Annotated in this window: 23 protein-coding genes and 1 riboswitch; of the genes, 12 read left to right on the plus strand and 11 right to left on the minus strand. The window is 62.6% G+C overall.

Features of this window, described 5'->3' with window-relative positions; translation table 11 throughout:
• Positions 1-70: 70 nt before the first annotated feature.
• From PV375_RS06010 to PV375_RS06025, 4 genes are all read right to left on the minus strand, one after another.
• Complete coding sequence (locus PV375_RS06010; RefSeq protein WP_332106562.1) at positions 71-1,093, minus strand: nitronate monooxygenase; 1,023 nt, start codon at positions 1,091-1,093, stop codon at positions 71-73.
• Between the two features lie 150 nt (positions 1,094-1,243).
• The gene (locus PV375_RS06015) at positions 1,244-1,372 is read right to left on the minus strand and encodes a hypothetical protein (RefSeq protein ID WP_332106563.1); all 129 of its coding nucleotides are present in this window, start codon (positions 1,370-1,372) and stop codon (positions 1,244-1,246) included.
• A gap of 147 nt (positions 1,373-1,519) precedes the next feature.
• Positions 1,520-1,738 (minus strand): hypothetical protein, encoded by a 219-nt coding sequence (locus PV375_RS06020; RefSeq protein WP_332106564.1) that lies wholly within the window; start codon positions 1,736-1,738, stop codon positions 1,520-1,522.
• Positions 1,719-2,414: a GAP family protein gene (locus PV375_RS06025; RefSeq protein WP_332106565.1), complete on the minus strand. Its 696-nt coding sequence runs from the start codon at positions 2,412-2,414 to the stop codon at positions 1,719-1,721. Before PV375_RS06025 ends, PV375_RS06020 begins: the two co-directional genes overlap by 20 nt.
• 110 nt (positions 2,415-2,524) lie before the next feature.
• Between PV375_RS06025 and PV375_RS06030 the strand changes: the two genes are divergently transcribed.
• From PV375_RS06030 to PV375_RS06045, 4 genes are all read left to right on the plus strand, one after another.
• Positions 2,525-3,127, plus strand: a complete 603-nt coding sequence (locus tag PV375_RS06030; RefSeq protein ID WP_332106566.1) for a TetR/AcrR family transcriptional regulator — start codon at positions 2,525-2,527, stop codon at positions 3,125-3,127.
• Between the two features lie 107 nt (positions 3,128-3,234).
• Entirely contained in the window at positions 3,235-3,765 is a 531-nt protein-coding gene (locus PV375_RS06035; protein WP_332106567.1) for a GNAT family N-acetyltransferase, read from the plus strand.
• Positions 3,766-3,874: 109 nt separating this feature from the next.
• Entirely contained in the window at positions 3,875-4,816 is a 942-nt protein-coding gene (locus tag PV375_RS06040) for a cation diffusion facilitator family transporter (RefSeq protein ID WP_201518199.1), read from the plus strand.
• Between the two features lie 49 nt (positions 4,817-4,865).
• Positions 4,866-6,116: an alpha/beta fold hydrolase gene (locus tag PV375_RS06045; RefSeq protein ID WP_332106568.1), complete on the plus strand. Its 1,251-nt coding sequence runs from the start codon at positions 4,866-4,868 to the stop codon at positions 6,114-6,116.
• A gap of 31 nt (positions 6,117-6,147) precedes the next feature.
• On the opposite strand, the gene PV375_RS06050 is transcribed toward PV375_RS06045, so the two are convergent.
• Both PV375_RS06050 and PV375_RS06055 read right to left on the minus strand, forming a co-directional pair.
• Entirely contained in the window at positions 6,148-6,543 is a 396-nt protein-coding gene (locus PV375_RS06050; RefSeq protein ID WP_201518201.1) for a glyoxalase, read from the minus strand.
• Positions 6,544-6,653: 110 nt separating this feature from the next.
• Positions 6,654-7,691 (minus strand): serine hydrolase domain-containing protein, encoded by a 1,038-nt coding sequence (locus tag PV375_RS06055; protein ID WP_332106569.1) that lies wholly within the window; start codon positions 7,689-7,691, stop codon positions 6,654-6,656.
• 175 nt (positions 7,692-7,866) lie between these two features.
• Positions 7,867-7,953, plus strand: a riboswitch (SAM riboswitch).
• A 7-nt stretch (positions 7,954-7,960) separates the two neighbouring features.
• On the opposite strand from PV375_RS06055, the gene PV375_RS06060 reads away from it, so the two are divergent.
• From PV375_RS06060 to PV375_RS06070, 3 genes are all read left to right on the plus strand, one after another.
• Positions 7,961-8,950: a methionine ABC transporter ATP-binding protein gene (locus PV375_RS06060; protein WP_332106570.1), complete on the plus strand. Its 990-nt coding sequence runs from the start codon at positions 7,961-7,963 to the stop codon at positions 8,948-8,950.
• Positions 8,947-9,684 carry a methionine ABC transporter permease gene (locus PV375_RS06065; RefSeq protein WP_332106571.1) on the plus strand — a complete coding sequence of 246 codons (738 nt, stop codon included), beginning with the start codon at positions 8,947-8,949 and terminating at the stop codon, positions 9,682-9,684. Before PV375_RS06060 ends, PV375_RS06065 begins: the two co-directional genes overlap by 4 nt.
• A gap of 89 nt (positions 9,685-9,773) precedes the next feature.
• The gene (locus PV375_RS06070; protein ID WP_332106572.1) at positions 9,774-10,619 is read left to right on the plus strand and encodes a MetQ/NlpA family ABC transporter substrate-binding protein; all 846 of its coding nucleotides are present in this window, start codon (positions 9,774-9,776) and stop codon (positions 10,617-10,619) included.
• Between the two features lie 378 nt (positions 10,620-10,997).
• On the opposite strand, the gene PV375_RS06075 is transcribed toward PV375_RS06070, so the two are convergent.
• Positions 10,998-11,381 (minus strand): hypothetical protein, encoded by a 384-nt coding sequence (locus tag PV375_RS06075; protein WP_201517918.1) that lies wholly within the window; start codon positions 11,379-11,381, stop codon positions 10,998-11,000.
• A gap of 272 nt (positions 11,382-11,653) precedes the next feature.
• Positions 11,654-12,163 (minus strand): methylated-DNA--[protein]-cysteine S-methyltransferase, encoded by a 510-nt coding sequence (locus PV375_RS06080; RefSeq protein WP_332106573.1) that lies wholly within the window; start codon positions 12,161-12,163, stop codon positions 11,654-11,656.
• Between the two features lie 71 nt (positions 12,164-12,234).
• On the opposite strand from PV375_RS06080, the gene PV375_RS06085 reads away from it, so the two are divergent.
• The 5 genes from PV375_RS06085 to PV375_RS06105 all read left to right on the plus strand — a co-directional run bounded on the left by PV375_RS06085 (position 12,235) and on the right by PV375_RS06105 (position 18,135).
• The gene (locus PV375_RS06085; RefSeq protein ID WP_332106574.1) at positions 12,235-13,602 is read left to right on the plus strand and encodes a site-specific DNA-methyltransferase; all 1,368 of its coding nucleotides are present in this window, start codon (positions 12,235-12,237) and stop codon (positions 13,600-13,602) included.
• A complete protein-coding gene (locus PV375_RS06090) occupies positions 13,595-14,407 on the plus strand; it encodes an oxygenase MpaB family protein (protein WP_332106575.1) in 813 nt (270 codons plus the stop codon). Before PV375_RS06085 ends, PV375_RS06090 begins: the two co-directional genes overlap by 8 nt.
• Positions 14,408-14,473: 66 nt before the next feature.
• On the plus strand, positions 14,474-17,344 hold the full coding sequence (locus PV375_RS06095) for an FAD-binding and (Fe-S)-binding domain-containing protein (protein WP_332106600.1): 2,871 nt from the start codon (positions 14,474-14,476) through the stop codon (positions 17,342-17,344).
• Between the two features lie 104 nt (positions 17,345-17,448).
• Entirely contained in the window at positions 17,449-17,766 is a 318-nt protein-coding gene (locus PV375_RS06100) for an ArsR/SmtB family transcription factor (protein ID WP_332106576.1), read from the plus strand.
• A gap of 75 nt (positions 17,767-17,841) precedes the next feature.
• Positions 17,842-18,135, plus strand: a complete 294-nt coding sequence (locus PV375_RS06105; protein WP_201517923.1) for a hypothetical protein — start codon at positions 17,842-17,844, stop codon at positions 18,133-18,135.
• An 84-nt stretch (positions 18,136-18,219) separates the two neighbouring features.
• Here PV375_RS06105 and trxA read toward each other — a convergent pair whose 3' ends face one another.
• The 3 genes from trxA to PV375_RS06120 all read right to left on the minus strand — a co-directional run bounded on the left by trxA (position 18,220) and on the right by PV375_RS06120 (position 20,755).
• Positions 18,220-18,606, minus strand: a complete 387-nt coding sequence (gene trxA, locus PV375_RS06110) for a thioredoxin (RefSeq protein ID WP_201517924.1) — start codon at positions 18,604-18,606, stop codon at positions 18,220-18,222.
• An 83-nt stretch (positions 18,607-18,689) separates the two neighbouring features.
• A complete protein-coding gene (locus PV375_RS06115) occupies positions 18,690-19,640 on the minus strand; it encodes a PRC-barrel domain-containing protein (protein WP_332106577.1) in 951 nt (316 codons plus the stop codon).
• 77 nt (positions 19,641-19,717) lie between these two features.
• Positions 19,718-20,755, minus strand: a complete 1,038-nt coding sequence (locus tag PV375_RS06120; RefSeq protein WP_332106578.1) for a DUF4349 domain-containing protein — start codon at positions 20,753-20,755, stop codon at positions 19,718-19,720.
• Between the last annotated feature and the right edge of the window lie 215 nt (positions 20,756-20,970).

Here is a 20,970-nt window from a genome sequence, read left to right on the forward strand (position 1 = left end):
GTTGGTCGTGACGTCGTGTCGTAGATGGTGAACTCGCACAGCGACGGCATGGGATATCCCATGACCTTGTTCACTCGTTCGGCCATAGTGCACGGATCACATTTGCTGCCGGTCCCGTGGGTGCCTCACTGTACCCGGTACCTGCCCACAGGTGCACCCGCTGCGTGTCGCCTGTTTTGGTCGCGGCCTGTCGAATGGGGCGGGTCAGATGATGCACGGCAGGGTAGGCAACCGGCGCGTTCGCACCGTGCGCGGCAATGAAATCGTTGTGCAGGGCCCGCGCGGGTCGCCCAGTGAATGCCCGAGTGATCACGGTGCGGTCAAACTCGGGGTCGGAAAGCGCCGCGCGGTGCACAGCTGAGGTCCCAGCCTCATCAGTGCGCAACAGTAGCGTGCCAACGGCGGCGGCAATCGCACCCGCGGTCAGCACCTCGCGCACCGCATCCGAGGAAGTGATCCCACCGGCAGCAACCAACGGCAGCTCGCTTTTCTTGCGCACCCCGGCGATCAATTCGGCCAACGCAAGCGGTGCCGGGTCGCGCTCCGGATCAAAAGTGGCGCTGTGCCCACCAGCATCCGCACCCTGTACCACCAGACCATCAACACCGCGGGCGGTGGCCTCAGCCGCCTCTTCCGGTGTCGTCACGGTGGCCAGCACACGCGTGCCGCGCTCGCGCAGCGAGCCAATGTCTGTAGCCACAGGGAGCCCAAATGTGAATGACACCACCGGTACTGGCTGTTCGACCAGCAAAGCGATTTTTTCGTCCCAGTTATCGTCGTCAGTCACCGGTTCGGGGTCGACGGACACACCGAAACGGGATGCTTCGGGCCCAAGTTCGGCGGCATAGGCAGCGAACGCGGCCCGGTCAAACTCATTGTCACCGGGGACGAAAAGATTCACCCCGAATGGCGCTCCGCTCGCACGCAGCGCAACAATTTCATCCCGCAGCCCGGCGGCGGTTTTGTAGCCGCCCGCCAAGAACGGAAACCCGCCAGCATCTGCCACAGCGGTCGCGAGCGCGACGGTGGTGGGGCCACCCGCCATTGGCGCAGCAACAATAGGCCGTTCGGTGTCAAGAAGCGGTATGCGCATCTGCGGATTCCTTTTTTCAACAGCGAGTCGCTTCACGAGGTCAACTCCGCCCAACCTTGCCGCGTCAACCTTGGCGATCCCTGATGGGCCAGCACATACCGGGCGAACACTGACCCGGAGCCACGGGATGCGGCGGCGTTGTTCGATTGGTCAGGCAAGGCCGAGCTTGCCCACCACCTGCACGACCTGGGCACGCTGCGCCTCGGTGGGGCCCTGGCTTGGCAGCGGCAGGCACCCGTGCGCTGCCAAGCCGAGGTGCTCAGTGATCGCGGCAGTCACACGCAGACTTCCCTCAAATTCGGTAAACAATTCCCATAGGGGTGCGAGGCGCTCCGACTTTGCCACTGCCTCGCTCCCGCGGCCCGCTTGTGCGGCGCGCGTGATGGCGAGGGCCGGGGCGGGCAGCGTGCCGCCGATCACCGAGCATCACGCATCACAGTCGGCGTTCAAACCGGTCGCGGCGAACGCATCACCGGAAACGCCGATTGCGACATGCTCCGGCACCACCGCACGAATCGCTGCGCCGTGCTCGATCGATTCCTTCGGGCTGGCTGGGACGCCGGGGATCTTGACGAAGCAAACGGCGATGCGGGCGTAGAGGTCGTTTGGGGAGCTCTGTCGCTCCCTACCAAAGGTTGAGCGCATTGGCGCTGCGATAGACCATGGTGATGCCGACGATCGCGGCAATCCATAGCAGCGTCACTTTCGCCTCGTAGTTCAGTCGCGGAATCCATCGCTGCAGGCGGTCGGCCAGTCGGTCGCCGACCAGGCCCATGGCGGCGCCCGCGAGTATCGCAGGCAGCACCATGATGATGCAATACGCCGCCAGTAAAGCGAGTCGCAGCAGCGGGGTGATCTCGAACGACTGCATGATGCCAATCGCTGCGAGGTACGGAAGCATCGTGGCTGCCTCGATCACTGCGGCTCCCAGCGCGAGCGACGCCATGCCTGCCAGTCCAGCTCGGGTGGCCTTCTGCATCTTGGTCGTGTCGGTGGGCACGTTCGTCTCGCCCGGCTCGGGCTTCTTCGGATTCGGCGCGAAAATGCCGAACGCAGCGAGCGCGGCTCCGAGAACGAGTGTGACCCAGGGGAACCAATCGGTCTGTGTTGCTTCCGTGATGATCGGGCCGATGCCGGCAAATCCGAGCATCAGCGTGATGCCCAGAGCGAAATACGCGACGCTGATAGTGCCGAGGTATGTGGCGTAGGGGATCGTGCGCAGTCGGCCCCAGCGCAGCAACAGGGTGAGTGGGAGCACCAGGGTGCCGACGCTCAGGCTGTCGACGAGAGCGAGGCCGATAAGGGGGATGATGTCGAGCATCCGGGAGGCTCCTGCGGGATGTAATACGAACGTATAAAAAGTTAATACAGTTGTATTACGTCCGTCAATGTGGTGCAATCAACGTGTTCAATTTCGGAGCGGAGGCGCGGATGCAAGACCCAAGTGCGTGGACCGCGCAGGCCGTTTCGATTGCCCGGGCCGCCATTCGTGTCATCGTGAACTCCGGTCTTGACGCGGTGAGCGTGCGTACCGTTGCAGCCGAAGCACAAGTTGCCGCGGGAAGCGTGCAGTACCACATGGGCACGCGCGATGAGCTGCTCGCGAAAGCGCTGATGTACTCCACATATCGGCAACACGAACGCGTGAATACACATCGTCTCGCCGGCAGCATCCGTGACCGGCTGACTGCATCCCTTATAGAACTGCTGCCAACCGGTGGCGTACAGCGAGAGGATGCGGTGATGTGGGTAACCTTCAATGCGGCCGCGTCAACTCGCGATTGGCTCGCTGGCGTGATGTCGCGCGAGCTTGATCTTTTTCAAGAGCGCGTAGCAGCTGCATTGCGGGCGGCTCGGGATGCGGGGGAGCTGGTCGCAGAGATTAGCGAGGACGACGGCGCGCGACTCATAACCGCGCTGGTGAACGGTCTGACGCTCGACTATCTCAACGCCCCAACCGATGCTGCCACGCTGAAGCAAGTGCGTAGCGATCTCGAGCGTGGCCTGGGGCTGGTTTTTGGTGGTGATCGATAAACACGGTCTTGCCGCAAGATGGTCGACCGCCGGTGGTCCAGGCGAAGCGATGAGCGACGAGAGTAGCCTTGGCGCAAGCCTTTTGAGCTGGCCTTAGGAAGGTGCCAATGGCAGGCGAAGTCGAAATCACGATCAGGCCGCTCGAGGTGTCTGATGCTCGCGCGATGTTTGCCGAACTCCAAGACCTCCGCATCTACACCTTCATCGATCAACGCCCTCCCGAGAGTCTCGAGCGGTTACAAGAGCGCTACGGGGTGCTCTGCGGGGGAGCGCCGCCAGGGCTTGGCGAGAGGTGGCTCAACTGGATCATCCTGAATGCCGAGAGCGGTAAGCCGCTTGGCACACTTCAGGCGACCATCGATGAAAAAACTCAGCGTGCATCCATCGCCTACGTGCTGTTGCCCAAAATGTGGGGCCGGGGGATCGCCTCGCGAGCCACACAGTGGCTCTTGGACCATTTGCGTGATGACTACGAGGTCACTGAAACCCAGGTCGAGATCCACGAACACAATGCGCGGTCGTTGAACCTCGCGCGACGTTTGGGTTTCGTTGATGTCGAGGTGTGTCGAGAAGGTGACCACAATGAGGTCGTCCTGCGCCGGGGCCTCAAAGATGACCGCAAATCGCCCACAACATGACGCGAACGAACTCAGCCGAGAACCCTTGCCGTAGTTAACGCCTCGCCCGCGGCCAAACTCCCGCGGAAGTTATAGGATCGGGCTGGGGAGAGATCTGAGGGAGGTACACATGGGTGCGGGGCACGATCACGCGCATGTCAATCTGGATGCAGAGGCTCCCGAAGGTATGCGAAAGCGCCTGTGGATCATCTTTTCGATCACCGCGACGATTGTCGTCGCCCAGGCCATCGGCTCGATCATCACCGGCTCGCTGGCGCTGTTTACCGACACCGTGCACGCGGTGGTGGATGCATCCGGGCTGCTGCTGGCGCTGATCGCGGCCAGTCTCATGCACAAACCCGCCAGCTCAACCCACACCTGGGGGTTTCGCCGCATCGAGGTGATCGCGGCGCTCGCGCAGGCGACGCTGCTAACCGTGGTCGGCACCTATGCCGCCGTCGAAGGAGTTCGCCGCCTATTCGAGCCGCCCGAGATTCAGGGCGTCGAACTGCTGGTGTTTGGTGTTCTGGGGCTTATCGCCAACCTCATCGGCATCATCGTGCTCTCGTCGAACCGCAGCGCAAATTTCAATATGCGCGCAGCCTTCCTTGAAGTGCTCAACGACGCGCTCGGTTCCCTCGGGGTGATCATTGCCGCAATCACGATCGCCACCACCGGCTTTTATCAAGCGGATGCGATCGCGAGCCTGTTCATCGCGGCGCTGATCGTGCCTCGCGCGGTGAAACTACTGCGCGAAACAGTGCGCGTGCTTATGGAATTCAGCCCCGACGGGCTCAACCTCGACGATGTGCACGAACACCTGCTCGGTATCGACCACGTTATTGATGTGCACGATCTGCACGCGTCCACGGTCGCGACCGGGCTGCCGATTTTGTCGGCGCATCTGGTGGTCGACGACGGTTGTTTCACCGATTTGCACGCCATCGAGATTCTGCAGGCGGCGAAACAGTGCGTGGCCGAACACTTCCCGGTGTCGGTGGTGCACTCGACATTCCAACTTGAAACGCCGGCAATTGCGGCCAGCGAGCGGTGTGACGAGTTGCACGACTGAGCCGGCAAGCTGCATCCGTTCTCAATAATTGGTCGCTAGGGTCATGCACATGAGCTTTGGCGCAATTACTTTGACCGAACACACACTAACCGTGCCACTGGTGTGGCCCGATCTTGCCGGCGGCGATGAGGCCGACGATCGCACGATCGATATTTTCGCTCGCGTAGTCACCCGGAGCGGGGGAGAAGACCTGCCCTACCTGGTGTTTTTGCAGGGCGGCCCGGGTAGCGAAGATCCGCGACCCGGTCCCGACCAGGCCGCCTGGATCGACGCCGCGCTCGAGGATCACCGGGTGGTGCTGCTCGACCAGCGCGGAACCGGCCGTTCGACCCCGGTCGGCGACGGCTTTCTCGAGGGGCGCAGCGCCGAGGAGGTCGCCGAGCACCTCACGCATCTGCGCGCCGACTCGATCGTGCGCGATGCCGAAGCGGTGCGCGAGCACCTGGGCGCAAAAACCTGGCGGGTGCTCGGCCAATCATTCGGCGGATTCACGCTGCTGCACTACCTGAGCTACTTTGCCGACTCGGTAGAGCGCGCCTATTTCACCGGCGGCCTGTCGGCGGTGGGCCGCCACTGCGACGATGTCTATCGGCTGTGCTACGACCGGATGCGGGAACTCTCGTTGGCCTACTACCGCCGGTTCCCAGAAGATCGCGACCGGATGCGCCGCGTGGTCGAGCTCGCCGAACGTGGCGAAATCGTGCTGCCAGACGGTGAAGTGCTTTCGGCGAGCCGAGCCCGCAACCTCGGCCACCTGCTCGGCTCGGATAACGGCTGGGCGCGCCTGCACTGGCTGCTCGAACTCGACCCCGATTCGAACGCATTCCGCCACGACCTGGCGAACGCGATGGCCTACGGTGGCCGCAACCCGCTCTACTACGTGTTCCACGAGTCGTCGTATGCCGATGGCTGCGTCACCGACTGGTCGGCACAGCGCGTCGAGCCCGACGACTTCCGCGAAGACGTGACACTGCTCACCGGTGAGCATGTGCGAGAAGAATGGTGCGACACGGTGCCGGCGTTCCAACCTTGGGCTGAGGTGACGCGCATCCTCGCCAAGCATGAGTGGCCGAAGCTTTACGATCCTGAAGCGCTCAAGGCCAGCGGCGCGACTGGCGCGGCGGCGGTGTATGTGAACGACGCGTATGTGCCACTCGAATTCTCGCGTGAGACCGGGGCGCTGCTGCCGGGCGTCAAGCAGTGGATCACCAGCGAATACGAGCACAGCGGCCTGCGCACGAGCGGCCGACGCGTGGTCGAGCGACTGTTTGCGCTCGCGGACGGGCGTGCACTGCGGTAGCTCATCCTCGAGCGAAATTTGCAGCGGCGAACTAGGCGACGACCAACTCGACCTCAAACCCCTCCGTGTTTTCGAGATAGAGCGCCACATGCTGCTCGCCACCGGCGTGCGGATAGCGCTCGGCAAAGAGTTCCCGCCATCCCTGAGCCAGTGCCTCTTTACGCAACCGATCCAAGAGCTGGCGGTCGCGCACGCAGAGCGCAAGGTGGTTGAGACCCGCTCGCATTCGGTCATGCTCGCCACGAAGTGCTCGAGACTGCTCCAACACCAGGTACTCGCCCGAGGGAGCTGTCCACACCCGCCCGGCATCCCAACCATCAACCGGTGTCGCTGCCCAACCCAGTGACGTCAGCAACCAGTCAAACTCGAGTTCGCTGATCGCCAGGTTCGACGTCCACAGCTCGATGTGATGAATCGCGCAAGACATGCGATCAGTCTAGGTAGCCAACGAGGCTGCACCGCACTAAAACGAGCGAGCACGCCGTAGGCAGCGCCCTGTAAGCTCGCGTCCAACAACCGCAGCGGCGAACTCAAGAACTAGAGCTGACGCAAAAGTCCGACCATTTCAAACAGCGTGCGGAAGCTGCGTGAAACGGCCTTCGATGAGCCGAAGTTGATGGCGATCTCAGCGTCATGCACCGGGTCGTGCCACAGGTGCGCGGCCGAGCTGCCGAGGTGCCCCACCAGCCGCGGCCAGTTGCGTGCCCACGGGACGAGCCCCTCGAACCGCACCGTCATGGTGCCGGCACCGTACCAGAGTCCGGGGCGGAAGCGGTGTCGCGGCTCCTGCAGCATCGCCCAAGACTCGGCGCTGATGAGCTTGCCATTACGCATCCCGGCCATCAGCTGTAGAAAATCGTCCAGTGTGCCGGCAATACCGCCACCCGCCCAGTCGCAGGTGATTGCGCGGCGGGTTCCGATATCAATTCCGGCGATCGATAGCGACGCAATCTCGTCGGTGCCGGATGCGGGCTGAGTGCGAAATGGTAGGAAACTGCGGCCCATACCCAGCGGCGCAAAAACTCGGTGATGCACGAGCTCGCCGAACAGTTCGCCGGTCACTGTTTCGAGAGCTCGACCGAGCAACACGAACCCGGTGTCGCTATAGCGGAACCTCTCGCCGGGCCTAGCCACCGGCTGCTGTCGGTCGCGCGTGAACGCGATCAGTTCGGCCGGCGACCACTCGCGATCGAGGTCGCGCTTGAGTTCGGCAACAAATCGCGGCCCAGATTTCGTGCGTCCCTCATAAAAATCGTTGCAGCCGGATGTGTGGGTGAGCAGCTGCTCGATGGTCACCTCGGCTGCGGCGTCATCCGCGAACAGGCCGTCAATTTCGGATGCGGGCAGCAGCTCAGCAATCGGTGTGGCAAGGGCAATGCGGCCCGCCTCAACCTGCTGCATCACGAGCGCGGTCGTTATGAGTTTGCCGACGCTTGTGGCGTGGAAGGGGAGGTCGGTGTCACCGTATCGATAGTCAATGCCGAGCGATTGCGAGCGCACCGCTACCTGCGGAGTGAAGTGTTGGATCTTTACGAGACGCTGGTCGAGTTGATTGGCAAAATCGGTGCTGTGCATCCGGAATCTCCCTGTTGATTGGAGCAGACCGTCGCCGGATCCGCTATGAAGTCATATTGGAGCTCACGGATGTGAACGCGCAGCAACCGGGATGCGAACACGATGTTCGCGTAATGAACCGTCACATAGTGCGGCAGTGTTTTGCACTGCACGCTGATTCGTGCCAATCTAACTGCATTCATCTCGAGTAGCTGAGAGACCCGGCTCTGTGACGCTGCAGCAACCTTGGCAAGCAAGGTGCTACTGCCGGGAACGATGGAGGCCAGCACGTGATTGAACTGCGCGACGTAACCAAGGTGTATACGCGCAAGGGCGCTGACCCCGTGACCGCACTCGACGGCCTCAGCCTGTCGGTAGAAGCTGGCAGTATCCACGGCATCGTCGGTGAATCCGGTGCTGGTAAATCCACTCTCATTCGCTGTCTTACCGCGCTCGAACGCCCCACTTCCGGATCAATTCTGGTTGCTGGACAAGACCTCACCACACTGCGCAACCAAGACCTGCGCACGGCCCGGCGTAGCATCGGCATGGTGTTTCAGGGCGCCAACCTGTTCGAGTCGCGCACCGCATTCGAAAACATCGCGTATCCGCTGCGAATCGCCAAAGTGCCGGCCATAGAACGCGAAAGCCGCGTCAACGAATTGCTCGACCTCGTTGGGCTCAGCGGCCGCGGCGACTCGTATCCGGCGCAGCTTTCGGGCGGTCAGCGCCAGCGCGTTGGCATCGCCCGCGCCCTCGCCGACGACCCCGGTGTGCTGCTCGCCGACGAACCTTCCTCGGCACTCGATAGCGACACCACCGCACAGATTCTTGCGCTGCTCAAAAGCGTGCGCGACCGCACCGGCGTGACCGTCGTGGTCATCACCCACGAAATGTCGGTGGTACGCGAGATTTGCGACTCGGTCACGCTGCTTGACCGCGGCACCGTGCGCGAATCGGGTCGCATCCGAGATGTGGTCACAAACCCCAATTCTGAACTCGCCCGCAAACTCATCCCGCTGCCCGAATTTGGTGCGGATGCGGTGGGCACCCAGCGCGCGATCGACCTATTTTTCACCTCGCATCCCGGCGACCCGATGGGGTCGAAAGTGATGGCGCAGGTGCAGCAGGTGTCGGGTGATATTGCCGCGGGCACTTTCGAAACCGTCGGTGACGTTCAGGTTGGGCGGCTCGTGGTAACCGTCGCTCCCGACGCAGTCGCGGGTGCTCTCGAAGCGTTCGCCAGCCACAACATCCACGCGGAGGTGCGTGCCGCATGATCGACATTTTGCAGCAGTTCGCCTCGGCAAGTCAGGATGTGCTTGCCGCCGCCGGGGAAGAAACCTGGTTCAACCGCCCGGCAGTGCAAAAGGGCCTTGTCACCGCAATCCTCGAGACGCTCTATATGACCGGCGCAGCCACATTTTTTAGCGTGCTGTTCGGCCTGCCAACCGGCGTGATCCTCGCCGAAACGCGGCGCGGTGGGCTCATCGCGCAACCTATCGTGCACCGGGTGCTCGGGGCGATCGTCAATATTGGCCGCGCCATCCCGTTCATCATCCTTGCCGTCATCGTCTTGTATTTCATCCGCCTCATCAATTTGCCGTGGCTCAAAACAATCGGCTGGCCCGCATTCACCATCGCGCTGGTCGTCAGCGCCGTGCCGTATATGGCGCGCATGGTCGAATCGAACGTGCTCGCAGTCGACGACGGCAAAGTCGAGGCGGCGCAGATGGCAGGTGCCTCGCGCAGCGCAATCATGTCGGGTGTGCTCGTGCGTGAAGCCCTACCGTCGCTGATTCAATCGACCACCATCCTGACCATCACGATCATCGGCTACTCGGCCATGGCATCTGCGGTTGGCGGCGGCGGGCTCGGTGCGCTCGCCATCAACCAGGGATATCAGCGCAACAACTTCGACGTCATCGTCATCACCGTGGTCATCATCCTGATCATCGTGCAGCTCGTGCAGTGGCTGGGCGACATGCTCAGCCGGCTGGTGGATCACCGCTAGGCGCCACCGGCCGGCAATTAGTGGCCAAGCACAACCCATCCCGATTCAATTCCCGCCGTTCGCGGGAACTATCCAAACGAAGGAATCCCATGAAGATCACAAAGATCGCCAAGATCGCTGCTGCAACCGCAGTAGCCGCACTCGCACTCGCCGGCTGCGCCGCCGGTGACACCACCGACGCCACTACCGACGCGACCACCGCTGAAGGCGGAGTGGTGACGCTGAAGGTCGGCGCATCGCCAGTGCCGCACGCTGACATCCTCAACTTCGTCAACGACAACCTCGCCGAGGATGCCGGGCTCAAGCTCGAGATCGTTGAGTACACCGACTATGTGCAGCCCAACGTGGCGCTGTCGGAGGGCGAACTGGATGCGAACTTCTTCCAGCACGTGCCCTACTTCGACGCTGAGGTGGCCGAGAAAGGCTACAACTTCGAGCACGGTGAAGGTGTGCAGATCGAGCCCTACGGCATCTACTCGAAGCAGCTCACCGACCTGAAGGACATCCCTGAGGGCGGCAAGGTGCTCGTGAACAACGACCCGTCGAACCAGGCCCGTGCGCTGAAGCTGCTCGAGCAGGAGGGCATCATCGGCCTCGACGGCGCCGAAAACCCCACCATCTACGAAATTGCCGACAACCCGAAAAACCTCGAGTTCACCGAGGCTGAGGCTGCCGTGATTCCGGTGCAGCTGCCGGATGTCGACATTGCCGTGATCAACGGTAACTACGCGCTCGAGCACGGACTCAACCCGGCAAAGGATGCGCTGGCGCTCGAATCGGGTAAGGACAACCCCTACGCGAACATCCTCGCTTGGAACAAGGATGCCGAGAAGGCCGACGCGATTGCGAAGCTCGAAGAGCTGCTGCACGACCCGCAGGTGGCCGACTTCATCCGCGAACAGTACCCAGACGGTGAGATCATCCCCGCGTTCTAATTTCTACGCTCTGCGCCCCACGGCCGGCTTCGTGCCCGACCGTGGGGCGCTCGCATTTGTGCGCGCGCTTTTGTGGGTGGGTGCGCGGCGCACCCGCTCGCCGCAGTGCGCAGCGCCTCGCCGTGCGACGTCTTGCGCGCCGACGCGCGGTCACGACGCCTTTTCCCTGGCGACTCCCACTCGCCCCGAGCCTCCTATCACGCCAGTTGTGTGGGTTCGCGTCATTTGTACGTGGCAGAGCACACACAAATGACGCGGAGGCACACACGAGGGGCATGAAGCGGGGAAAGGAGCGCGGAAACACACCCAAGGCGTGGGGAATGGCCGATGCGGTGGAGTGGCGTGGGGGTATGAGGCGCCGCGCCCTGTGCCCCGACGCTAGCGTCCTTGCCGCGGGTGCGGCCCGTCTTGTTGGCTCTGCCAGCCCGGTCGATTCGGCGACTGCGCTTGTAGCTTTTTGTGCTCTTTTGCGTTTCGCCGCCACCAGCGAATCGTAACAATGGTCGCAATCACCATGCACACGGTGGTTGCCGCTGCCGCGAGCAATCCGATTAATGCTCCGATGATGTCCAATCCCTGATCTGGGTAGTCGGGTTTTTCACTCAGGTCGAGGAAGATTCCGGTCATCCAGATCGTGGCCGCACCGGCGACGATAGTGAGCAGGACGCAGACCGAAATATTGACCCAGGGATTAAACACCACACCCCGATACTGCGTGGTGCGTTTCGGGTCGGGAACGAAGTCATCATCAATCCAGCTCATGGACTATGCCTAACAGATTCCACTCGGAAGCAAATTAACGAGGATGCGCCGCGCACTCCACGCTTGTGCTGCGCACGTCGCGCTTGCGATGCGCCGCGGGATCTGTGTGGGTTCGCGTCATTTGTGTGTGGCAGACCACATACAGATGACGCGAAAACACACACAAGGCGAGATGTGAGCCGGTGGGCGCGGGAAAGGGAGGCGTGCGAGGTACACAAGAAGTGGCGAAACGAGGCACCAGCGTGCGAGCGGGGAGAAGGGAGCCGACCCCGCTAAGCGCCGCCCTCAAGCTCGATCAAGAATCGCTTCACCTCGGGTGTGCCGCCGTATTGCCCGAGTGAGCCGTCAGCGCGCACCACACGGTGGCAGGGCCGCAGAATCGGCAGCGGATTGGTGGCGCAGGCGGTGCCGGCCGCGCGAGCGGCCCGCGGATGCCCGGTCATCTCGGCAAGTTCGCCGTAGCTGACGGTCTCGCCATAGGGGATGCGGGCGAGTGTCTGCTGTGCCAGCGCTTGAAATCCGGTGGCGCCAAGTAGGTCGAGCGGCACCGAGAATTCGCGGCGCTCGCGGCTGAAATACTCGTCGATTTGGCGGGCCGCAAGGTGCACGTGCGCCTGCGCTCGCGCATCCGGTTCAGTTGCCAGTCGTAGCTCGGGATGCATCCGCAGCTTGCGCTCGAGCTCGATGGGGCCGAACGCGACCAGTGCAATTCCCCGGCCGGTGGCCGCGATTTCGAGCTCACCTATTGGGGTTGGATGCGACTGCCAGGTCAATTCGGTCATGTCACGAGAGTGCCATACAAGCCGAACATGCAGTGTAATGATGAAGGCACCGGATGCGGCACACTGGGGGAGTGACCGCATCGCTTCTTGTCCAGCTACCGCAGCTCATCGAGCAGGGGTGCGCGGTGGCCGCCGCCGCGCTGATCAAAGCCCGCGAGGCCCGCGAAACCAACGACACTCGCGAAGCCAGCGCCGCATCCGCCAACCGAAGCGTCGAACCCAATCTCGTCTACCGTGGCGACAATCTTGCCGCGCTCGCATCCCTGGTGGCGACGGCTGAGGTCGAGCCAGCCGCGCGGGCAAAGCTCGTCTACCTCGACCCGCCCTATGATTCGGGCACCGACTACCGCAATCGCATCGAAACCAGCATCGATGGCAACACGGTCGCGCTCACGCAGCTTGCCTATCGTGACCGCTGGCTGGAGGGCACCGCGGGCTATTTGCGGATGCTGATTCCGCGGCTGGTGCTTGCCCGCGAGCTGCTGTGTGACGATGGCGCGCTCATTGTGCATCTTGATTGGCACGCTTCGCATTTGGTGCGCATCGTGCTTGATGAACTGTTTGGCCGCGAAAATTTTGTGAATCAGCTCGTGTGGGCCTATCGCAGCGGCGGTGCTTCGCGCACCAGTTCGGTGCCGCGCAAACATGACGAGCTGCTGATGTATCGGCGCACCCCGAACTTCCGCATCCGCACGCTGCGTGAACGGCAACTGCTCGATAAACCGTTTATGGGCTCAAAACGGGATGCGGCGGGCAACCATTACGTGGATACGATCCTGCGCGATGTGCTCGAGGGTGTGATCAATCTGGTGGAGGGCGACCGGGTGTGTCCGGTTTCGGTGCGCCCGGTGCTGAATGTTTCGGCCGAGCGCACTGGTTATGCCACCCAAAAACCTGAGGGGCTGCTCGAATTATTGCTGCGCTGGTGTACCGATGCGGGGGATCTCGTTGTGGATGCGTTTGCCGGTTCGGGTACGACCGCTGCGGTGGCGGCGCGGCTTGGACGGCGGTTTGTTTCGATTGATTCGAGCGCGCGGGCCGAGGTGATTACCCGAGCACGGCTGGATGCGCAGGGGTGCCGTTATCGTGTGTGGCGCGAGGTGCAGGATGCGCCGGCAGAGATCGTTCTACAACAGCGGGATGGTCGATTGGCACTTGGCGACTACACGCCTGCGGACGGGCTTGACGAGCTGCTCGTTGGTCAGGATGCGGGACCGTTGACCGAGCTGGCTGCGTTGGCGGGATGGGCGGTGACGAGTGCTGACGGCAATTATGTGTCGAGCTGGCGATCGTCGCGGCAGGCACCGGCGACCACGCTTGAGGTTGCGGACCCGATGCTGGTGGAAGTGTTTGATCTTGTGGGACGGGTGACGGAGTTTCGATTCGATTCGGGCGCGCCCATCGAAACTCGACCCAGGCTGGCTCACTGCGATGAGTAACCGGGCCAAAGGTGAGGAATCGCCATTCCACGCGCTTGCATCCGAAGCGGTGGTGCTTGCCGGCGGTGGCACAGCGATTTTGCTGCAGCTTGCGCATCCATCGGTGGCCGCCGGGGTCGCGCAGCATTCTAATTTTGCGGATGCGCCGATGCGGCGGCTGTGGGGCACACTCGAGTTTGTCACCGCCGCCGCTTTCGGGAATGAGACCGAGTGGCGGTTTGTACGTGAGCGCGTGAACCGGCGGCATGCGGCGGTTACCGGCACGACCTTTGCCGGCGAGCCCTACCACGCCAATGATGTCGATCTGCAGTGGTGGGTGGCGGCGACGCTGTGCTGGTCGGCGATTCGGGCGCATCGCCGCGTGTACGGTCGGCGTGTGGTGAACCGACACACTGCCGACCGCATCGTGCGTGATTTCGGCAGACTCGGCACCGGGCTGCGGCTGCCACCCGAAACCTGGCCCGCCACCGCCGCCGAATTTGACCGCCGCTTCGCTGCCGCACTCAACGAGCTCCACATCACCGACGAGGCGATGCTCGCCAAACGCGAACTGTTCGCCGCCCGCAAAGCGCCGCTGTGGCTGCGGGCCGCGATGCCATACGCCACCACGCTGGCAGTCGACCTGCTGCCACCAAAAATTGCCGCCGCATACGGGCATCCGGCCACGCGCATCCGCCGGTTCATCGCGTCACTCGCCTGGGTTCCACTGATTATTGCCGGGCACCTGCTGCCGCAAGCTACTCGCGCGCTGCCGGCGCGATGCATCCTGGCCAGAGTGCGCAGGGCGGCAGCAGCAGCGGGGTAGCCGCCGACGGTTCGTGGGCGGGCTACCATCGAAGTCACGGTCTTGACGGAAGGATTCCCCGTGACGATGCAGGCGAGTGCGCCCCAACCCACCGCGGATCAGCGTGATCTCGCCGAGGTGCTGCGTGAGCGTATCGAGGGTGAGGTGGATACTTCGACGCTGCGCCGCGCCGAGTATTCGAGCGACGCCTCGAACTACCGAATCGTGCCAGAGGTGGTCACCTTCCCGCGCAGCACCGAAGATCTCATCGCCATCACCGAGGTCTCACGCGAAACTGGCACCCCCCTGCATCTGCGCGGCGCGGGCACATCAATCGCTGGTAACGCGATCGGGCGCGGCATTGTGGTTGACACCTCTCGTCACCTCAACCGCATCCACAGCCTCGATCCCGAAGCCCGCACCGCCAAAATCGACCCGGGAGTGGTGGTTGCGCAGCTGCAAAACGCTGCCAAACCCTACGGGCTGCGCTTCGGCCCCGACCCCTCCACGTGGACTCGCTGCACGGTCGGCGGAATGATCGGCAACAACGCCTGCGGTTCGCACTCGCTGGCGTTCGGCCGCACCGCCGACAACATCATCGACCTTGATGTCATCGATGGTCTCGGTCGGCGATACACGGCCGCCGATGATCTGTCGGTGGTGTCGGGGCTGGATGAATTTACGCTGCGGCATCTGGCCACGATCCGCACCGAGTTTGGGCGCTTTGGTCGGCAGGTGTCGGGGTACGCGCTCGAGGCGCTGCTACCCGAACGCGGGCATTCGCTGGCGCAGCTGCTGGTGGGTTCGGAGGGCACACTCGCCACGGTGTTGGGCGCGACCGTGCGCCTCGTGGAGGTGCCGTCGGCGCCGGTGACAGTGGCTCTCGGCTACCCGTCGATGTTCGAGGCGGCCGATGATATTCCCGCGCTGCTGGCCCACAAACCGGGCGCTATTGAGGGTCTGGATGCAAGGCTCACCGAGGCCGTTCGCCGTCACTACGGTCCGGCGGCGATCGAATCGCTCCCCGATGGTGGTGGCTGGCTGCTCATCGAAATGCCGGGTGCCGATGCGGGCGATGCCCTCGCTCGCGCGAAGGCGCTCGTTGCCGATTCAGCGGCTATTTCGCACACGATCGTCGACGATGCGGCCGCGGCGGCGCGCCTGTGGCGGGTGCGAGCCGACGGGGTGGGGCTTGCCAGCCGCACCCTCGACGGTGAACAGTGCTGGCCCGGTTTTGAAGACGCTGCGGTGCCGCCCGAGCAGCTTGGTGCCTACCTGCGCGAATTCGACAAGCTCACCGCCAGCCACGGTATCGAGGGGATGCCTTACGGGCACTTTGGTGACGGATGCATCCACATTCGACTGTCGATTCCGCTCGAGCGTGACGGTGCCGCGATGCGCCGATTCATGCTGGATGCAGGCCGGTTGGTTGCCGATTTTGGTGGCTCAATGTCGGGTGAACACGGTGATGGCCGGGCGCGAAGCGAGCTATTGCCGCTCATGTATAGCGACGAGGCGATCGCCGCGTTTGGTGAACTCAAGGCGCTGTTCGACCCGCGTAACCTGCTCAACCCCGAGGTGCTCGTGCATCCGGCCCCCCTCGATCAGGATTTGCGCCGCCCGCAGGCGCTGCCGATGCCGAAGGTGCGCGGCGGTTTTGCGTGGGCGCATGATGGCGGCGATTTCACCAAAGCAACCCACCGCTGTGTGGGCATGGCGAAGTGCCGGGCCGACAACCGCGCGGCAGGCGGGTTCATGTGTCCGAGCTATATGGCCAGCCGAGACGAAACACATTCGACACGTGGGCGCGCTCGCGTGCTGCAAGAAATGATCAATGGCGAGCTCGTCGACGGCGGCTGGCGTTCGCAAGAGGTGGCCGATTCGCTCGATATGTGCCTGTCGTGTAAGGCATGCTCCACCGACTGCCCGGCGGGGGTGGATATGGCGGCGATGAAGTCGGAAACGCTGTATCGCAAATATCGCGGCCGGCTGCGTCCTATGAGTCACTATGTGCTGGGGCAGCTGCCGCGCTGGCAAAAACTCATGTCGCCGCTGGCGCCGATCGTGAACGGGATGTTTTCGGTGGGTTGGCTGCGTCGGCTGATGCTGCCGCTGGCCGGTGTTGACCGTCGCCGCTCGATTCCGAAGGTGTCGGCCAGCACCTTCTATGGCGACCGGCGTCGCGCCGAGCGCTCCGGTGAAGCGGTTGCGGCGACGGCGCCACGGGGGGAGCGCACCCGGGTGATGGTGTGGGCCGACTCGTTTTCGAACGGTTTCGCACCGGGTATCGACCACGATGTGGTGCGGGTGCTGGAAGCTGCCGGATTCGAGGTGGTGACGCCGCCGCAGCAGGTGTGCTGCGGGCTCACCTGGATTTCAACCGGTCAGCTTGATGGTGCTCGCAAACGGTTGGCGCAGCTGCTGGATGTGTTCACGCCGCTGGTCGAGGACGGCATTCCGATTATTGGTGTGGAGCCGAGCTGCACCGCGGTGTTGCGCAGCGACCTGCTGGAGCTGTTTGCGGATGATCCTCGCGCGCAGCTGATCGCGGACGCCACATTCACGCTATCGGAGGTGCTCGGTGGACGCGCCCCGGTGAAACCGAGCGATACGTTTACGCTGCCGAGCCTTGCGGGCACCGAAATTGTGGTGCAGCCACACTGCCACCAGCACGCCGTCATTGGTTTTGATGCCGACCGGAAGCTCTTGCAGCAGATGGGTGCCGAGTTGACGCAGCTTTCGGGATGCTGTGGGCTGGCCGGCAACTTCGGTCTCGAGCGCGGTCACTACGAGATGTCGGTGGCAGTGGCGGGCAATTCGCTGTTGCCGGCGCTGCGGAAGGCTTCGGATGACGCGGTGTTTTTGGCCGATGGTTTTTCGTGTCGCACGCAGGCCGATCAGCTCGCGGGGCGTGAGGGTGTGCATCTAGCGACGTTGATCGCGCAGCGGCTCGGATAGTTTTCGCGGGGGCTGGTGAACGCGGTTGTGGCCGCTACTGGCAGTCAATCGCATTAACGTATGCGTATATTGCAATACGTGCATACGACTGTCATGATGGATGCATGAACAACCTCGCGATTGATCGCGCAGCCAGCATCTTCCGCGTGCTTGGGCACGCTGGAAGGCTGGAAATCGTTGTCACGCTATTCGACGGCGGCCGAAGCGTGAGCGAGCTTGCCGAACAATTGCAGATAACCCAACCGCTGGTCTCGCAGCACTTGCGTACGCTGCGGGATGTCGGATTGGTGGCCGTCACAGTTAGTGGCCGCAACCGGATCTACGAGATCGCCGATGAGCACGTCCGACACGTGGTGGGGGATGCGCTCACCCACTCTGCGGAGCATCTCGAATATCCAGACTCGGGCGCAATAACCAACTGACAGGTTGGTCATCAACGGCACTAAAAGCCCTTACCAACAACAATGGCACCTTCGACCAAGCACTAAGGAAAAACTATGACCGAACACAAGACTGCCGAGCACACCGTCGCCGAGCATGAGCACGGTGCAAACTGCGGGCACGAAGCAATTGATCGTGGCGACCACGTTGACTACCTGCACGACGGTCACGTTCACACGCTCCACGGCGACCACTACGACGAACACCACCACGTTGCTGAGCACACCGCCGCTGAGCACCAGCACGGTGAAAACTGTGGCCACGAAGCGGTCGAACACGGTGACCACGTCGATTACATTCACGACGGCCACCGGCACGCAGCGCACGGTGACCACTTCGACGAACACTAAGTCGTAGCGGTCGCTCCCGAACAGCAAAATGGCCCCACCGAGGTGGGGCCATTTTTGTGACGAAGCACGCGCGATTGCGCAGCTTTAGTTACTGCTTTCGCCCTTGGAGGCCTGCTGCTCCTGTTCAATCTGCTTGCGCACCTCATCAATGTCGACGTTTTTGACCGCCTCGATGACCTGCTCGAGCGCCTGTGCAGGCAGTGCGCCAGCCTCGCGGAAGAGCAGCACTCCGTCGCGGAAAGCCATGAGGGTCGGGATCGATTGGATGCCCAGCTGGGCCGAGATCTCCTGGTTCGCTTCGGTGTCGACCTTGGCGAAGGTGATGTCATCATGCTTGTTGCTGGCCTCTTCATAAATAGGGGCAAACATCTGGCAGGGACCGCACCAGCCGGCCCAAAAATCGACGAAGTGGATGCCTTCGCCGGTGACTGTTTCGAGAAAATTTTCGTTGTTGAGGTCGACGGTGGCCATACCAGAGTCCTTTCAGATCGTGTGTACCGGTCGGCCGCGAACTCGGCGGTGGGATGCGGCCGCAATGAATTGGGACGCGAAACCTAGGCTTCGGGTTTTTCGACCTCGGGATCGGTTTCGAGGTCGAGTGAGGTGGCGTCGAGCTCGTCGTCTGCCGATGGTACTGGCTCGTCGGCTTCGTCGGTTACCGCATCCTCGTCGGCTCCGGCGACAGCTGAATCTTCGTCGCTTTCAACGGCTACCGGCGCAAACGCCTCGTCGGCCACTGCGGGCTCAGCAGCCGGCACATCGTCGAGTGACCCGTCTGCCGCGGTTTCTTCGGCATCGAGAGGGCTTGCGTTGTCAGCCTCGATCGGCTCGGCGTTGACGCTAACGGCGTCTGCTTCTTCGGCGGCATCGGCTGATTCGACCAGCAGTGGATCGGGCTCGGGAAGTTTGCCAGGCACCTGGTAGTGCGCGTACAGATCGTCTTCTTCGGCTGGCGAAAGGTTTTGGTCGATTTCGGTGCGCGGGGCGCTGGTGACCTGGTCTTTGGTGTAAGGAACGGTCAATCGTTTGCCGTCGCGCTCAGCGAGGTCGAGTGGCACGAAATATTCTTTGATGCCGAAAAAACCGGTTTTGACGGTCACCCAATTGGGTTCCTGAGTCTGGTCGTCGAGGTACACCTGGTCGACTCGGCCGAGTTTTTGCCCGTCGGTGCCGTAGACGGTCGACTGGAAAAGCTCCAGCAGTCGCTCTTCCGCCTCGCGCTGAGCCGCTTCTTCGGGTGTTTCGGCAGCGGGCTCGTCGGCCTTGTCTGCCTTGCCTTCTTCGCCAGCCTCGGTAGTGTCGTCAGCCTCGGTAGTGTCGTCAGTGGCATCCTCGGCGGTATCCGATTCCGATACGTCCGAGTCGGCAGCGTCAGCACCGGCTGCCTCAACCGGCTCAGTGTCGAGAGCGGTCTCGGTGAGGTCATCACTGTGGTCATCGGCCAGGTGCTCATCGTGCAGGTCGACATTCTCGTCGAAGTCAGTGCGGTCTTGCTCAGCAGCCATCGAAGACGAGTTCCTTTGTTCGCGGTCAGTACCCGAAGTTTATCGGGCCGTTCCTTGACGCAGGCTTACGGAGTGGCTCAGCTGCGAGTGCCTGCCGATTCGGATGCGTCGGAGCCTGCGGATGCGTCAGGCTGCGCGGTCATCAGGTTGGGTAGCGGCGGCAGTCGATCACTCATGGCCTCGTCTGCGGCAGTGGCGCTTGCTTGCTGGCTGGCGCGCGCCCTGCGGTAGCGCGGGCGGAGCAGCCCGAACCACAGCGCCGCGAACAGCACCGCGCACAGGATGAGCCCCGGTAGCGCGTAGCCGAGCAGGTTGATGAACCCGGCGAACGCTGCCATCAGGTCGTGCCATCCCTCACCGAGTGGCCCCAAGAACATCGGGCCCTCATCGTCGGCTTCGGCATCGGCCTGCGTCTGCGTGATGCGCAACTCTACTGTCGACATGCTGATGCGGTCGCCGAGTTCAGTGCGCTGGGCTTCGAGGCTCTGCAGCTCTGATTGGCGGCTGTCGAGCTCGCGTTCAATTTCGAGCATGTCGGCCACATTGGATGCTGCGGCGAGCATTTTGCGCAGCGATTCGATTGAGCTTTTTAGGCTGTCGATGCGCGCGTCGAGATCCACTTTTTGCAGCGAAACATCGCTCGCTTCGGTGGTGAGATATTTTGTGTCGCCGAGCGCTTTTAGCTCACCAATGAACGCGTCGTGCTGGTCGGCGGGGATGCGCACCGTGAAATCGGCACTCGGGTATTTGCGGTCGAGCTGTTCGTGACGGTGCTCGATGCGGCCCTGGAATTTGTGGGCGAGGCTCTCGAGTTCGCTCGTGGCTTCGGCAACCGATTCGGCTTCAATTTCGGTGGTGGTGGTCACCACCATGGCGGGTTCGCGCTGCACGCTTGCACTCGAGTCAGATCCGGTGCTGTCTTGATCGGCGCTGGCATTGCCACCAGCGTCCGGCTCCTGCTGCTCCGGGTATTCTTGCGAGCCTCGCGAGTGTGGCTCGCTTACCGCACTATCCGAGCTGCTCGAAGTTGCGGCGCATCCCGAAAGCAGCCCGATCGCTGCGAGCGCAATAGTGACGGTTGTGAGGGCCCGCTTCAGCCACCGATTTTTTGCCATGCATACAGCCTAGCAATGAACAGGTGTGGGGCGCGTCGGCTGAACGGACACTCCTCGTCATCCCCCTGAATGAGATCGCCTCGTTCTCGCTGCGCCACGCCGATGTCGCAATACGTCACCACATAACCGCTAAAATACCGAACCACCAGATTGCGACTAGCTCGGTTTTGGCAGCGTGGCTATTTCTGAGTGCTCTCTGGTGACGCCTTACGACA

This window comes from Gulosibacter sp. GYB002 (assembly GCF_036577665.1).
Classification (GTDB): domain Bacteria; phylum Actinomycetota; class Actinomycetes; order Actinomycetales; family Microbacteriaceae; genus Gulosibacter; species Gulosibacter hominis.

Coding starts and splice junctions, on each gene's coding strand:
- PV375_RS06010 (WP_332106562.1), bottom strand. CDS start 1,093: ATGCGCATACCGCTTCTTGACACCGAACGGCCTATTGTTGCTGCGCCA.
- PV375_RS06020 (WP_332106564.1), bottom strand. CDS start 1,738: ATGCGCTCAACCTTTGGTAGGGAGCGACAGAGCTCCCCAAACGACCTC.
- PV375_RS06025 (WP_332106565.1), bottom strand. CDS start 2,414: ATGCTCGACATCATCCCCCTTATCGGCCTCGCTCTCGTCGACAGCCTG.
- PV375_RS06030 (WP_332106566.1), top strand. CDS start 2,525: ATGCAAGACCCAAGTGCGTGGACCGCGCAGGCCGTTTCGATTGCCCGG.
- PV375_RS06035 (WP_332106567.1), top strand. CDS start 3,235: ATGGCAGGCGAAGTCGAAATCACGATCAGGCCGCTCGAGGTGTCTGAT.
- PV375_RS06040 (WP_201518199.1), top strand. CDS start 3,875: ATGGGTGCGGGGCACGATCACGCGCATGTCAATCTGGATGCAGAGGCT.
- PV375_RS06045 (WP_332106568.1), top strand. CDS start 4,866: ATGAGCTTTGGCGCAATTACTTTGACCGAACACACACTAACCGTGCCA.
- PV375_RS06050 (WP_201518201.1), bottom strand. CDS start 6,543: ATGTCTTGCGCGATTCATCACATCGAGCTGTGGACGTCGAACCTGGCG.
- PV375_RS06055 (WP_332106569.1), bottom strand. CDS start 7,691: ATGCACAGCACCGATTTTGCCAATCAACTCGACCAGCGTCTCGTAAAG.
- PV375_RS06065 (WP_332106571.1), top strand. CDS start 8,947: ATGATCGACATTTTGCAGCAGTTCGCCTCGGCAAGTCAGGATGTGCTT.
- PV375_RS06070 (WP_332106572.1), top strand. CDS start 9,774: ATGAAGATCACAAAGATCGCCAAGATCGCTGCTGCAACCGCAGTAGCC.
- PV375_RS06075 (WP_201517918.1), bottom strand. CDS start 11,381: ATGAGCTGGATTGATGATGACTTCGTTCCCGACCCGAAACGCACCACG.
- PV375_RS06080 (WP_332106573.1), bottom strand. CDS start 12,163: ATGACCGAATTGACCTGGCAGTCGCATCCAACCCCAATAGGTGAGCTC.
- PV375_RS06090 (WP_332106575.1), top strand. CDS start 13,595: ATGAGTAACCGGGCCAAAGGTGAGGAATCGCCATTCCACGCGCTTGCA.
- PV375_RS06095 (WP_332106600.1), top strand. CDS start 14,474: ATGCAGGCGAGTGCGCCCCAACCCACCGCGGATCAGCGTGATCTCGCC.
- PV375_RS06100 (WP_332106576.1), top strand. CDS start 17,449: ATGAACAACCTCGCGATTGATCGCGCAGCCAGCATCTTCCGCGTGCTT.
- PV375_RS06105 (WP_201517923.1), top strand. CDS start 17,842: ATGACCGAACACAAGACTGCCGAGCACACCGTCGCCGAGCATGAGCAC.
- trxA (WP_201517924.1), bottom strand. CDS start 18,606: ATGGCCACCGTCGACCTCAACAACGAAAATTTTCTCGAAACAGTCACC.
- PV375_RS06115 (WP_332106577.1), bottom strand. CDS start 19,640: ATGGCTGCTGAGCAAGACCGCACTGACTTCGACGAGAATGTCGACCTG.
- PV375_RS06120 (WP_332106578.1), bottom strand. CDS start 20,755: ATGGCAAAAAATCGGTGGCTGAAGCGGGCCCTCACAACCGTCACTATT.